The following is a 13,657-nucleotide window of genomic DNA, read 5'->3' as shown; positions in this document are numbered from 1 at the left end:
TAGTGGCAAAAATATTAATCATTACTGCAAGATTTTTGGAACATGCTTCGGGGGGAGCTGAAAAATTAGCTTACGATTATGCATCAATTCTATCTGAACTTAACGAAGTAACGGTTTGTACATCTGCAGCTAAAGATTACGTAAGCTGGAAAAACGAATTTCACAAGGATCGAATTGAAAATTCGATCCTTGTGAAACGTTTTCCTGTCACGCAGACAAGAAACATAAAAAAAATGAACCAACTATTGAACCAATGTTTGGAAAAAGGTGATACTGTTTCGGAAAAAGAACAATGGGAATTTCTAAAAGAACAAGGACCTTATTGCCCTGACTTAGTTAAATTTGTGACGAAAGAGCAAAAATCATATGACTTAGCTATTTTGATAGGATACCTTTATTATCCGGTTGTAGCAAGTATTCCTAATTTAGAAATACCTTTTGTCATCGTGCCAACCTTCCATGACGAGCCTCCATTTCGCCTTCCTATCTATCGAAAAACATATTCGAATCATTATTTGTATAGTTTCAATGCACCAGAAGAATTGTCTGTTTATGAAAGTTATACAAAACAAAAAGTTAGTTCTTATTTTTTGATCGGAACGTACCTTGCTGATCGTTTTGTAAGACAAGAATCAAAAAATTCTAATTCTAATCAATTGATCACTATAGGTCGTATTGAACCAGCAAAAGGATACCCTGACCTTTTTCATTATTTTGAAAATTGGAAACTTTATTCTAACAGAACAGATATTAGTATCAAATGTTTAGGTTCTATTTCCTCTTTGGAAATTCCAAAAGACCCTTTAATCACTTTTACAGGATTCGTAAGTGAAGAGGAAAAAATTTCAGAAATTCAAAAATCTTTTCTTTTATTAAACCCATCTGCTTTTGAAAGTTTTTCAATTTCCATTATGGAAGCTTGGATTCAGGAAAAACCAGTTTTAGTCAATGCCAATTCATCTGTAATGCGAGGACATTGCTTAAGAAGTCAAGGTGGGTTGTATTATTCTGATTCTCTTTCATTCCAAAGAACTTTGGATTTCCTTTTGGAAAACCGCAGTTTAGCCATCCGGTTAGGCAAGAATGGAAGAGAATATGTTTTGAAGAATTTTACCAAAGAAGTGATTCGTAAAAAACTAAACCAGATGATTAGTATACTACTCGGTTGATCTGTCCTTCAAATTCAGCTAACAAATAATCATGAACGAGACCATTCGAAGCAAGTAAACTTGGAATTAAAATTGAAAAATCATTTCCATCCATTGAAGTAATTTTTCCTTTTGCTTCTAAGACAATTAATCCCGCAGCTGCCATGTCCCAAGGTTTTAATCCAAGTTCATAATATCCTTCGAATTTCCCTTCAGCTAACCAGCATAAATCGAGAGTTGCTGCTCCTGTTCTACGAATTCCACGAGATTTTTGCAAAATGGATTTATAATATTGCATGAGTGTATCTAAAGACAAGTTTCTATCGTAAGGAAATCCTGTTACAAAAAGAGAATCTTTTAAGGAACTTGTTCTGGAAACTTGGATTGGAGTTTTTTCTCTGAAAGCTCCTTGTCCTTTGATTGCATGGTAATACGTATTTAGTTCGGGAAAAAAGACCATTCCTATGACAGGAGTCATTGATTCTGTTTCCACAACTCCAACAGAAATTCCGTACAATGGCAAACCATGAGTGTAATTTGTGGTCCCATCCAACGGATCTACAACCCATGTATAATTTGATTTACCATCAATCTTTCCACGTTCTTCCGATAAAATTCCATCCAGAGGAAAGTTTTTTTGTATTTCATCCAGAATCATAGATTCGGCTTTTAAATCTGCCTCTGTGACGAGATTGTACAGTCCCTTTTCATCGACCTTAAGTCCTGACTCTTTGTGTTTTTGAACCAAAAAATCGGCAACTTCTGGAAGGAAATTTAAAAAATGGTAAGACCTATCAAGTAATTCAGAATGCATCAATATCCACCAAATTCGATGTTTTTCTTCATTGCGGTGATCTCAACATCTAAATTTAGGGTTTCATCAGCCATGAGTTTATTTCTTACTTGCTCAGTTGTTTTAATGACTTCGCTCAGTAGTGAGCTTAATTCGGTTTTTCGTTTCTCAGATTCTGGTGAATTAACTTCTGAACTCAACTGATTGTATTGATTTAAAATTTTGGAAACGGTTTCTGGAAAGTAATTCAAAAATTGTTTGGCTTTTCGATAAGAGAGTGGATCTTCCGCAAGTTTTACGCGCAAATCAGAAAGAGAATGTAAGTATTCATTACATAGTCCTTGTAGATTGAGATCTTTAAGTGATTTGGACTCGTTTTCCGTTGTGATTCGAAATCCATCCAACTTTTCCATTTGCGATTTGTAATCACTAAACTCTACTTTATCTTCAAATTTTTTCTTAAGTTCATTCCAATTTTCCTTTGTCTGGTTAGATGAAAAAAGAAATGGAAAAAAACTAAATGGATAATGATGCGCTTTCCCAATAGTGGTTCGATAAATGGCGATACCTAAAAAGACAACATGAAGAAAAGCCATCAAAACGTATGAAAACACAAGCAAAACTCGGTCATTACCAAACTTAGTTCCAAAACCGAAAAAACCAAGAGACAACAATGCTTGCAAATAAATTGCTTCTAATGATTGTTTAGCGGAATAAGAAGACTTATTTCTAGAAAGCCACAGAACAAAAGGATAAATCATTGCACCAAGAGATGAGATAAAAAAAGGAAAAGGCAATAACGCCATAGGATAAGTTAAAATTGTTGAAAGGTGGGCGCGTCTGGCCCATTTCCTTTCTTCTTGATTTTGTTCCACTTGCACTTCTGACATTCTATTTTGATTCCAACAGTTTTTGTTTGATTTCGGACTCAATTTTAATCATTTCTTGTTCTACAGATTTTCGCTTTTGGCGTCCATCTTCTTGAATTTTTAAAGTTTCCGTAATGGTTTCGATTAACTTTTGATTCACAGATTTTAATGTATCAATTTCAATGATTCCTTTTTCTGATTCTCTTGCAATTTCTACCGTTCCCGACTTCAACATTTCAGCATTTTTTTGAATTAAATCGTTTGTTGTTTTGGAAACTTCTTTTTGTGCTTCCAAAGCTTTTCTTTGGCGTAACAAACCTAATGCGATTATGATTTGATTTTTCCAAAGAGGGATAGTATTTAAAATTGAACTTTGAATTTTTTCAACAAGGACTTGATTCCCGTTCTGGATGAGTCGAATTTGAGGTCCAGTTTGTAAAGAAAGGATTCGAGTGAGTTTCAAATCATGGATTTTTTTCTCAAATCGGTCCACCATTTGCACCATATCTTGGTACTGTTGTGAAGCCAACGTGTCCCCTTGGGCTTTTGCTTTTTCCAACATTTCGGGTAAGATTTTGTCTCTTAATTCTTTTACCTTTTGGTCACCGGCAGCAATATACACTTGGATTTCTTTAAAATATTCCAAATTTTTCTCGTATAAAGCCTGCAATAATGTTATGTCCTTTGTTAGGTTCGTGCGTGCAGTATGTAACTCATCCACTATTTTTTCAATTTGGGACTGTAGATCTTCAAATTTAGCCAGAAACTTTCTGGAAGCGTCAAAAAGACCACCGATGAGTGGGATCTTCGATAAAGTTCCACCCTCTCCCGCAAAACTATCCAAATTCAAATCTTTGATTTTGAACAATAGGTTATTTAATAGTTCACCAGCATAACCCGAATCCTTGGTCTTAATTTCAGATAAAACTTTATCGGCAAATTCAGAAACCTTGGACTGTGCAGAGGCCCCATAGGAGACTACATCGTTCGGACTATTAAGTTTGATTTGTCCGGTCAGTTCCTCCACCTTCTGTAAATCTTCCTTTGTCAGTTGGAGTTCAGGGTCATTCGTTTTTAGTTCCAAAGAGTCCATTGAGTTTCTGTCCTTTATCGTTCTCCTAGAGATGGGATCGTTTTTTGAATATGAATCAAGCAGAAAACACTGAGGTGCGAAAACATGAACTAGTAAATTTATTTCTCTGAAAATTTGATCCAAAACTGAGGTTTGGTGACAATTTGATTGCATGGATTGTTATAACTGTTACATTCCTGCGAGAAAAAAACATGCTAAATAAAGATTTGAAATTACCTGCCCTCCTCCCACAAGTTCTGACTGTTGATGTGACAACACTTGACAACCGTTTGATTGACCAATCAGAAATACGGACTCTGCTGTTACGCCTTCGTTATCGAAATTACCACCATTACTTAATCATTAAGTTTTTGGTATGTACTGGCCTTTCACTCCCCGAACTCATCCATCTCAAAATATCTGACTTCAACGCCGAACGAACTATCTTTAAATTAAAGAACGGTGGTCGTTTGCAAAGAAGGAAGATCTTCCTTGAGCCTAACCTGGCTTTGGAGCTTTATCGTTACTCATCAGAATTTTCTCCGACAGATTATCTATTTCCTGGTCGTTATGGAAAGTTACGTACGAGAACAGTTCAGAAAATTCTTAAGAATGCAAGTAACCTCATTTCACGAGAAATTCACATTCCCTTCCTTCGCGATGTGATCGCATTAGATCTTTTCAAAAAAGGTTTTCCTGTTTGGGAAATCCAAGAGTTTTTGGGACATAGAACCACTCGTTCCACCAAGCAAAGAATATTATTGCACATTCCGGTCGAAGAACGAACAGATCCGCGACTTTTTAACCGAAACAAAAACCAAGCAGCGTAAAAATTTCTTGAACCTTTGGTGTTTTCAGAGATTCTAGTCACCAAGTAGGCTCGCCTTGGAAATAAAGACCAAAAAAATCGGAAAGCACACACTCGTTCACCTTAACGGTCGTTTGGACATTACCCATTCGGATGAAGTGGAGGCCAAATTAGCCGACGACGTGCAAAACGGTGAGGGAGATATCATCATCAACCTAGAGCTTATCTCCTATATCTCTTCTTCTGGAATTCGTATCTTCGTTGGAATGGTTCGGGAATTGGACAAACAAGGTAGAAAGTTAAAACTCTGTTGCATCACACCTCCTGTCAAAAAGGTATTCGATGTAGTAGAGCTTCTGGACTTGTTCGAAGTATTTGAAACGGAACAAGAAGCCGTTAATTCCCTTTCTAAATAAAACCCACGTGGCTTATGCCTCGTTTTTCATTATCTCTGCACTTTTTTTCTTCCAGGTTTGGATCAACCTGGATATTTTCCCCGTTGTTTGGCCTGACGAGGTTTTGTTTTTTTCTCCTTCCCTCTCATTCGCAACCGAAGGTCATCTCAAAACCAATGTTTTAAATGGGCTTATCCCAGGTATGGAATCCAAAACCTTATGGATGCCTCCCGTATATTTTCTTTTCTCTGGATTCACTCTCTCCGTTTTTCCTGACTCACTAACAACAATTCGCATTGCTAATGCCTTTATTGTATATCTTACTGGTTTAGGTTTTTATATACTTTTACGAAGACAATCCATCTCGAAGTTTGCAAGCCATATTGCTTTGGCAAGTTTATTATGGGAACCGTTGCTTTTCCGTTTTGGAACAGCAGCAAGAATGGAAGGTCTTACTGCATTTTTCTTTATCCTAAGTCTACTTTTTGCAACTAACAAAAAAACTACGAATTTCTGGTCTCCTCTGTTAGCTGGAGTTTCTCTCTCCTTATCTTCTTTATCTCATCCAATCGGTGCATCCTTTGGCTTGGTAACTTTATTTCTGGTTTGGAGAAACTTTGGAATTAAATCTTTTCCTTGGTTCATTCTTGGTGGAATATTACCTATCTTATGTTGGTTGTATTACATTCATCCAAATTGGGATTGGTTTGAAATCCAATTTGGAGCGCAACTCACTCGCAAAAGAAACTTACTTCAAACGTTCACTCTGATGGATAAACTAAAAGTTTTTTCTTTTGGATTTGGGTTTTCCAAATTACGTTTGGTGGTGATTGCAATTGAAATTGCCACTTTAATCTTTTTGACCTTACAATCGTTCAAAAAATTTAAGACACTGAATCAAAAGTGGATTGTATTTTGGGTTTGGATTCTTTCCGTTATGCTTTCTTTATATACTTCATCCGAAGGGTGGTATGTTTTTCACATTTTATTTCCTTTGGCATTCGGGATGGCATTGTTATACGAAACGAAGAACTATTATACAAAGTTAGCATATTTCGGAATTTTGTTATCTCTTTCCAGTTTACTTTATACCAATCAAATCCACTGGTTTCAAACTGATTCCGAAAAGATTCTTGAATCCCATTTCCAACATTTGGAGATGAGTTTAAAAAATTCAAAATTTCTTTATTTGCAAGCACTTCCAGATCCGTATTTTGACCTACGAAAAAAAAGACCTGATTTGAATATTTTAGAATTCATCCCCGGGGAATTAGATATTCCTTCTGATGCTTACGTCAAAACGATTCAATCTCGAGATAGTTTTGTATTTTATGATGACCAACTCATCAATCATGTGATCAAAGATATTATAAAAAATTCCTCTTGGAATCGTGAGGAATGGGAAATTCCCGTTCCAGGCAATCACTGGTTGCATTATAAAACAATTGTATACACAAAAAAATGAATGATTGGTATTCTTACAGAACTGTTTTGGTTCCAATCTTGTGTTTTCTTTTTTGTATAGGTTGCTATCATTCAAATAATCCAACCAATCATTATTTATCTCTTTTGGGAGGACTATCTATGGAACAACACATCACAATTGTTGGGGACTCTCTAGGGCAATGGTCTGAAGGTTTTGGATTAAAAACAAAACTTCCACAAGAGTTCAAAGTTACAGATATTTCAGTTGCCGGTTATACGACGGAGGACTGGTTACAGAATCGAAGCCGAATGGATGAAATCCCAACTGATCTTTGGATCATAGAATTAGGAACCAACGATGCCATGGTCTACGGAACTATTGGTTTTGAATCCAGAACCTTAGAATTGATTTCCATTTTGCAATCCTCACCGATTACGAAGATTCTACTCACAACCATTCCATTGACTAATATGTCTTCCATTCGAGAAATCATTCGTTCAAACAACCAAATCCTTAGACAACTGAAAGGAAAAAAAAACAATGTCGATTTTGTAGATATCGAACTGTTATTTGAATCAAATCCAGGAACAATCCCCTTGTATCCAATTTCAGATCCCATTCACCCCAATCAATTGGGGTATGAACTTATGGGAGAGGCTTATCGTAAAAAAATATTAGGAATTTAAATCTGCGAGGATTTTGAGTCCCTTCAAAGTCATCATAGGATCAATTTCATCAAACACTTGGTTATGCGAAGCATGAATCGTAGTGACAAGACCACCCGTTCCCACTACCACATAATCACCAGGATGTTCTTCTTTAATTGCTCTTACAATTTCTTTCAATAACCCAATCCAACCAAAGAAAAACCCAGCCTGGATCGATTCTACCGTAGATTCACCTAACACGCGCTTTGGAGATCCAAAAACAATGGGAGGAAGTTGGGCCGTGTTGCGAGTTAATGCATCCATAGAAATCTTTAAACCTGGAGCTATGACACCACCCACATATTCCGGTTTTTCGCTAATTACACAGAAGGTAGTAGCAGTTCCCAAATCAACAAGGATTGCTTTTTTTCCTGGATAGGTTTTTGCACAATAGGCTGCGTTCACCAATCGGTCAGCTCCAATCTCAAATGGTCGTGGGTAACTGATACCAAAATTTAGTTTCATCTGGTAATGAACTCGTAATGGATTTACATTAAACCAATCCTCTAACATTCGCTCTACGATTGGATTCAAAGAGGGAACTACACTAGAATAAATTGCCATTTTCACTCGATCTGCTTTTACATTCTCTTGTGTTAAAAATCCCTTCAGAAAAAGACCAAGTTCATCCGAAGTTCGATCCCTTCTTGTTACTGTTCTTTTATGAAAATCAGGCGTGTCCTCACCTTCACGGAAAACACCAAATACAGTGTTTGTATTTCCTACATCGATTACTAATAATAATGGTGATTCTGACATTTATATAATCCGAAATTTTGGTGATGTGTCCATAAGTTCAATCTTTTCACCAGTTTCCGTCATAATGAGAAGGAATCCTAATTCATCAATTCCCAAAACACGGCCCCGTACCATTCTGGATTGCCATTCTGTTTCAATCACTTTGTGTTTGAGTAAGGAATGATCTTCGATCCAAACTAAATCCTTCAAAATTTGTCCTTGGTCGAGTAACGAAATCACCGCTTGGTTGATGTCTACAATCAAGTGATTGACAAATCTTTCTAAAATACCCTCTCCCAATGGTTCATCACATAAAAAAGTAGCCTTCTCTTTCAAAGTTTCAGGAATACTCTTTCCAAAAAAATTGAGTCCTATCCCAATCACCACTTCAAAAATTCCATTTGTGAATTCGGATTGAACCAAAATTCCTGCTACTTTTTTATCTTCACGGTATATATCGTTTGGCCACTTGACGGTGGTATCTTTTTCTCGTTCTGGAAAGAATTGAAAGGTGGTTTTTAAAACAGCAGATGATACAAATATGGATAATAAAGGAAGAGAAATTTCGGCAGCAGAAATTCTAATTTTTCCGGAAAATATCAAAGGGTCTTCACCTAACGATTGCCAAACATTCTGTCCACGACCTTTCCCGGCAGTTTGTTCCTCAGCTATTACCCAGGAACCAAAAGGAATTTTTTCATCACGAATCCATTCGTTGGTTGAAGCGACAGTAGAAAGCCTATGACCCAATTCTGATTTTAACAATCTATATTCCATGCGTCTATTTCCTTTGCGATTCGGATTGACGAAAGTAAAAAATCGATTAGATTGAAAGTATGAAACTATCTGGAAATACAGTACTTGTCACTGGTTGTGGTATGGGAATCGGAACCTTAACAGCAGAACGATTGGCAAAAGAAGGAAATGATATTATTGGTGTAGATATTAAAATGCCAATCCTAAAAGAAATCCAAACCAAAGTGGAGTCACTTGGTAGAAAATTTTATGGTTTTGCATGTGATCTTTCTAAAGAATCAGAGATAGAATCTCTAATCAAACAAATCCAAAAGAAAAAACTGACCTTCCAAATCCTAGTCAATAATGCCGGAATTGCTCCCAGCGGATATTACGAAGGAAAGGATTTTTCCGTTTGGAGCAAAGCCATCCAAATCAATGTGGCAGGACCCATGAAGTTGGTTTATCTTTCACTTCCTATCTTGCGGGAACAAAAGGAAGCGGCAATCATCAATTTAGCAAGTATAGCAGGAAAATTTGGTACAGAAGGAACTGTAACTTATTCAGCAACGAAACATGCTATGGTTGGGTTTTCCCAAGCTTTAAAAATGGAACTTTATGATACTCAAATCGGCGTTAGTTGGATTTGTCCAACGATGGTAAATACCAGAATGATAGATGGTGTCAAACCTTCTCTTTTCACCCCTGTGATCGAACCTTCTCAGGTAGCAGATGCCATTGTCAAAGCGATCCAAAAGAATCCAGGAGAAGTTTTGGTCCCGTCATATTTGAGAGCCTCCATTGTAATCCTTCCTGCCTTGTTCCCCAAATTTTCGCTCTGGTTGGCGGTCAAAACAAAAGCATCAAAAGGTTGGCTATTGGCTAACAAGGGACTTGAGAAAAATATTCCTGTTTAGAGGATAGGTCTTATGCATATTTCTCAGATCCTCGGTAAAAAACAAACAACCATCAGCTTCGAATTTTTTCCCCCAAAGAATGCAGAAGCTTCCGAGGATTTGTTCCGAAACATCCAAGAATTGTCTCAAATGAACCCCGCTTATGTAAGTGTCACTTATGGAGCGGGCGGATCCACAAGAGATCTCACTCATGACCTAGTAGTCAAACTACAAGAAGGAACCGGGTTAACGATCGTTAGCCATCTCACTTGTGTCGGTTCAACAAAAGATGAAATTCGAGAAATTTTGAAACGATACCAAAAAAGTGGAATCCATAATATTATGGCATTGCGGGGGGATCCACCCAAAGGCCAGGCGGAATTTCACAAAACAGAAAATGGATTTGAATTTGCTGGCGAATTAGTTGGGTTTATCAAAAAAGAATTTCCAGAGATGGGAATTGGAGTTGCCGGTTTTCCAGAAGGCCATCCTTCGACACCAAATCGTTTAAAAGAAATTGAATATTTGAAATGGAAAGTTGACCAAGGTGTAGATTATATTTGTACCCAACTATTTTTTAATAATAACGTTTTTTATGATTTTGTAGAACGCTGCGAAATTGCAGGGATCAAAGTTCCTATCATCGCAGGGATTATGCCTATCACTTCTCGAAAAGGTATGGCCAGAATGGCTGAATTGTCGCTTGGAACCAACTTTCCTGCTAAACTATTAAAATCTCTATCCCGTGCAGAAGACGATGTTTATGCAGAAAACGTTGGTATTCATTGGGCGACAGAACAAGTAAGAGATTTATTGGATCACAAAGTTGCTGGCATCCATATGTACACGCTTAACAAATCTAAAGCGACAAGAAGAATTTACGAATCACTCGGGATTAGAAATTTCGACAGCATTGGTTGAAGATGTAGGAGTCGGTGCGATACTTATCCACCGACTATCTTTCCAAATCCCTTCCAGTACCAAACTCCCTTTTGCATTGATGATCCTTGATTGACCTTGTAGTTCGTTGTTCTCCCAATTTCCTTCTAGTAACAATCCATCAGAAAAAATATATTTCCCCATTCCATGTCGTTTGCCTTTTTTATAGGCACCGATAAATTTGTCACCATTCGCATAACGATAAATACCTTTTCCTTCTTTATAGCCAAATTGGTATTCACCTTCAAAAATATCTCCATTAGAATATTGATAAATTCCAGAACCATGTTTGACATCTTCTAAAAATTCACCTTCAAAACGATCACCGTTTTCATATTGAACCAGAAATTTTCCATTCCTGCAATTTTCCCCTTCGCAGATTTTTTGGTTCGACTTGCAGAGGCAGAAAAGGGATAAAAAAAATAATATTAAATATTTGGGACGCATGAATGGCAGGGAGATGGATTTTTTTTCCGTCAATTAGTAAGTATAAGTCTCAAATAAAAACTAGTTCGGAATTAAGGCAATACATATGTCACAAAAAAAAGCACTGATCGTAGACGATAGTACAGTTACCCGTTTAATGATCCGAAAAATTATTTTAGACAAATACCCAGAATGGGAGATTTTGGAGGCAAGTTCCGCAGACGACGCCAATATTCTGTTGTCCGAAAATCAAGATGTCGATTTCTTCACGTTGGATCAAAATATGCCAGGAACTTTGTCCGGTTTGGACTTAGCAGAAGAACTCAAAAAGAATTATAAAGATACAAAAATCATTCTAATCACCGCAAACATTCAAGATGCGATCAGGAATAGAGCAAAAACAATTGGAATTGAATTTGTAGAAAAGCCTGTCACTGCTGAAAAAATTATCCCACATCTGGATTAAATATGAATTTTCTAACAGAAATAGAACGAGATTCCTTATGTGAATTATTTAACATAAGTTTGGGTGGTGCCGCAAAATTAATGAGTGAAATGATTTCGGACGAAATTTTACTAACCGTCCCAAGTTTAAAACTCGTGAGCACTGAAGAAGCAAAAAATATTGAATACCTAGCAGACCAAGAAGTTTGTACCATAGAACAAAAGTTTGTTGGTGGAATAGGAGACGGATCGGCATTTCTTTTATTTCATAAAAGTGCAAGTTTGGAAATTGTCAAAATGATGATGAAAGACTATGTTGCACTCAATGAAGTTTCTCAGTTTGAAAAAGATGCACTAAGTGAAATAGGTAATATTATCTTAAATGCTATCTTATCAAATTTGGCAAAAATGTCCGATTATAAAATTGAAACTCATATACCTGAATTCTTTTCCGGGAAGTATGAAGATCTTCTTTTAAGAAGAAATCCAAAAAAAGACAACTCAATCCTTTTAGTTTTTATCGATTATAAACTAAGTGGTAAGGATATTAAAGGATATATATTTTTTATTCTTAATTTCGAAAGTATCAAAAACCTTTCTAGAGTGCTCATAGAAAAATTGAAACAGTGAATACTCTAAGTGAAAAACATTTATTAACAATTATTAAAAAGTCCGGAATTGGAATCCTCATTCTGGATCAAAACCTCAATATCGTTTTAGTCAACAGTTGGTTCCTTAAAAACTCTGGATTCAAAGAAGCAGATTTAGAAAACTCTCCTTTTTTAAAAATTTTTCCTGAACTCAAAAATACACGAACATATAAATCTATTGAACTTTGTTTGGAATATTCCCAATACTCCATATTAACACATACGCTAAATCCATTTCCGTTTCCTCTTTATGATAATGAAAAAAAGAGAGAATCGGAAGAACGAATATATCAATATTTGCACATCATTCCTATTTCTATTGAAGATGAAATGGATCATTTTTGTATGATCCAAATTTCAGACGTTTCTCAACAAGTAGTCCGTGAAAAACTTTTACGAGAACAAATGAACTTGGCAAACCTCAGGGAAATAGAAGCGCAAAAAGCATCACAAGCAAAAACAGATTTTTTAGCCTCAATGAGTCATGAAATTCGAACTCCACTCAATGCCATCCTTGGTATGACAGATACCTTAAACGAAACAGAGCTAACGGAGGAACAGCAAGAATATCTGACAGTACTTCGAAACTCAGGAAAGGCTCTTTTTAATATTATCAATGACATTTTAGATTTATCGCGAATCGAATCGGGAAAATTGGAGATGGAACATATCCATTTTTCAATACGAGACCTAATGAGTGAAACAGTCTCATTATTCTATATGAAAGCAAAAGCAAAGGGTATCGAAATTTCATTTCATGTAGAAGATGAAATTTCAGAGAGCATTGCAGGAGATTCAACGCGATTACAACAGGTGCTAATCAATTTGTTAGGCAATGCAATGAAATTTACGGAAAAAGGAAAGATTACCGTAGAATGTTTGTTAAGTGAAAATAAGAAGAATTTAAAAATTTCCGTAGAAGATACAGGAATTGGCATTCCCACTGAAAAATTGACATCCATTTTCGAAAGTTTCACTCAAGTAGACAGTTCAACGACTAGGAAATATGGGGGAACCGGTCTTGGCTTAACAATAACAAAAAAGTTAATTCAGCTCATGGGTGGGGATATTTATGTTATCAGTAAAGTTTCTGTAGGATCAAAATTCGTTTTCGAGATACCGTATGAAGGATTTATCAAACGTATCTCGGGAATCCACCAACATTGGCTCAATTTAGAACTTCCTGAACCTGAAAACTTTCCTATATGTAAAATTCTTTTAGCAGAAGATTCAGAAGAAAATGTTTTTATCATCAAAACTTTTTTCCGCAAATATCCGATCGAAATTATTACTGCGTACAATGGGAAAGTAGCACTAGAAAAATTTAAATCAGAAAAGTTTGATATCGTTTTAATGGACATGCAGATGCCGGAAATGGATGGATTGGAAGCTACAAGGGAAATTAGAAAAATAGAACTCGCCAATCAAGTTAAAGCAAGTGATTCAGTACCAATTATTGCTATTTCTGCAAATGTTCAAAAAGATGATATTAGCAAAAGTTTTTTAGCAGGAGTCACTTCCTACTTATCCAAACCTGTGAGAAAACAAGAGATATTGAAACTAATGTATTTTTACCTAGCAATGTAACCAATTCACATTTGTTATGTGAAC

The 13,657-nt window shown here is 36.2% G+C and carries 16 protein-coding genes; 10 read left to right on the top strand and 6 right to left on the bottom strand.

The genetic code is table 11. The annotated features are described in order from the left end of the window. The first annotated feature begins 2 nt into the window (after positions 1-2). A complete protein-coding gene (locus CLV96_RS12125) occupies positions 3-1,169 on the top strand; it encodes a glycosyltransferase family 4 protein (RefSeq protein WP_004785847.1) in 1,167 nt (388 codons plus the stop codon). On the opposite strand, the gene CLV96_RS12120 is transcribed toward CLV96_RS12125, so the two are convergent. The 3 genes from CLV96_RS12120 to CLV96_RS12110 are packed head-to-tail and all read right to left on the bottom strand — an operon-like array spanning position 1,150 to position 3,903. After that, positions 1,150-1,962 (bottom strand): inositol monophosphatase family protein, encoded by an 813-nt coding sequence (locus tag CLV96_RS12120; RefSeq protein ID WP_004784549.1) that lies wholly within the window; start codon positions 1,960-1,962, stop codon positions 1,150-1,152. The two genes, CLV96_RS12125 and CLV96_RS12120, sit on opposite strands and share 20 nt — an antisense overlap. Further along, the gene (locus CLV96_RS12115) at positions 1,962-2,831 is read right to left on the bottom strand and encodes a magnetosome magnetite crystal formation protein family (RefSeq protein WP_004786432.1); all 870 of its coding nucleotides are present in this window, start codon (positions 2,829-2,831) and stop codon (positions 1,962-1,964) included. Before CLV96_RS12115 ends, CLV96_RS12120 begins: the two co-directional genes overlap by 1 nt. A 1-nt stretch (position 2,832) precedes the next feature. Then, positions 2,833-3,903: a toxic anion resistance protein gene (locus tag CLV96_RS12110; protein WP_004786986.1), complete on the bottom strand. Its 1,071-nt coding sequence runs from the start codon at positions 3,901-3,903 to the stop codon at positions 2,833-2,835. A gap of 191 nt (positions 3,904-4,094) precedes the next feature. Here CLV96_RS12110 and CLV96_RS12105 point away from each other — a divergent pair, with 191 nt between their 5' ends. The 4 genes from CLV96_RS12105 (at position 4,095) to CLV96_RS12090 (ending at position 7,197) form a co-directional block, all read left to right on the top strand. Next, positions 4,095-4,712, top strand: coding sequence for a site-specific integrase (locus CLV96_RS12105; protein WP_004785027.1), 618 nt, complete (start codon positions 4,095-4,097; stop codon positions 4,710-4,712). A gap of 55 nt (positions 4,713-4,767) precedes the next feature. Further along, complete coding sequence (locus CLV96_RS12100; RefSeq protein ID WP_002975971.1) at positions 4,768-5,106, top strand: STAS domain-containing protein; 339 nt, start codon at positions 4,768-4,770, stop codon at positions 5,104-5,106. 7 nt (positions 5,107-5,113) lie between these two features. Further along, positions 5,114-6,550 carry a glycosyltransferase family 39 protein gene (locus CLV96_RS12095; RefSeq protein WP_004786658.1) on the top strand — a complete coding sequence of 479 codons (1,437 nt, stop codon included), beginning with the start codon at positions 5,114-5,116 and terminating at the stop codon, positions 6,548-6,550. Positions 6,551-6,669: 119 nt separating this feature from the next. Further along, positions 6,670-7,197 (top strand): SGNH/GDSL hydrolase family protein, encoded by a 528-nt coding sequence (locus CLV96_RS12090; RefSeq protein WP_004785898.1) that lies wholly within the window; start codon positions 6,670-6,672, stop codon positions 7,195-7,197. Here the strand turns inward: CLV96_RS12090 and CLV96_RS12085 are convergent. Both CLV96_RS12085 and CLV96_RS12080 read right to left on the bottom strand, forming a co-directional pair. Next, positions 7,186-7,977, bottom strand: coding sequence for a type III pantothenate kinase (locus tag CLV96_RS12085; protein WP_004784778.1), 792 nt, complete (start codon positions 7,975-7,977; stop codon positions 7,186-7,188). The genes CLV96_RS12090 and CLV96_RS12085 overlap by 12 nt on opposite strands. Next, positions 7,978-8,733: a biotin--[acetyl-CoA-carboxylase] ligase gene (locus tag CLV96_RS12080; protein WP_004786878.1), complete on the bottom strand. Its 756-nt coding sequence runs from the start codon at positions 8,731-8,733 to the stop codon at positions 7,978-7,980. It lies immediately after the preceding gene. Between the two features lie 59 nt (positions 8,734-8,792). On the opposite strand from CLV96_RS12080, the gene CLV96_RS12075 reads away from it, so the two are divergent. Continuing rightward, on the top strand, positions 8,793-9,608 hold the full coding sequence (locus CLV96_RS12075; protein ID WP_004786791.1) for an SDR family NAD(P)-dependent oxidoreductase: 816 nt from the start codon (positions 8,793-8,795) through the stop codon (positions 9,606-9,608). A gap of 12 nt (positions 9,609-9,620) precedes the next feature. Further along, positions 9,621-10,508 (top strand): methylenetetrahydrofolate reductase [NAD(P)H], encoded by an 888-nt coding sequence (metF, locus tag CLV96_RS12070; protein ID WP_004784069.1) that lies wholly within the window; start codon positions 9,621-9,623, stop codon positions 10,506-10,508. Here metF and CLV96_RS12065 read toward each other — a convergent pair. Then, positions 10,473-10,973 (bottom strand): MORN repeat-containing protein, encoded by a 501-nt coding sequence (locus CLV96_RS12065; protein WP_004787695.1) that lies wholly within the window; start codon positions 10,971-10,973, stop codon positions 10,473-10,475. The two genes, metF and CLV96_RS12065, sit on opposite strands and share 36 nt — an antisense overlap. A gap of 85 nt (positions 10,974-11,058) precedes the next feature. Here CLV96_RS12065 and CLV96_RS12060 point away from each other — a divergent pair, with 85 nt between their 5' ends. From CLV96_RS12060 to CLV96_RS12050, 3 genes are read left to right on the top strand one after another with little or no spacing between them, the layout of a single operon-like run. Further along, positions 11,059-11,418 (top strand): response regulator transcription factor, encoded by a 360-nt coding sequence (locus tag CLV96_RS12060; RefSeq protein ID WP_020776543.1) that lies wholly within the window; start codon positions 11,059-11,061, stop codon positions 11,416-11,418. Positions 11,419-11,420: 2 nt separating this feature from the next. Next, positions 11,421-12,026 (top strand): chemotaxis protein CheX, encoded by a 606-nt coding sequence (locus CLV96_RS12055; protein ID WP_004784842.1) that lies wholly within the window; start codon positions 11,421-11,423, stop codon positions 12,024-12,026. After that, on the top strand, positions 12,023-13,633 hold the full coding sequence (locus CLV96_RS12050) for an ATP-binding protein (protein ID WP_004785719.1): 1,611 nt from the start codon (positions 12,023-12,025) through the stop codon (positions 13,631-13,633). Before CLV96_RS12055 ends, CLV96_RS12050 begins: the two co-directional genes overlap by 4 nt. Positions 13,634-13,657: the final 24 nt, after the last annotated feature.

Origin of the sequence: Leptospira meyeri (assembly GCF_004368965.1) — a bacterium.
Taxonomy (GTDB): Bacteria; Spirochaetota; Leptospiria; order Leptospirales; family Leptospiraceae; genus Leptospira_A; species Leptospira_A meyeri.
The sequence above is the reverse complement of the archived record's forward strand: the minus strand, read 5'-3'. Positions and strand labels throughout refer to the sequence as shown.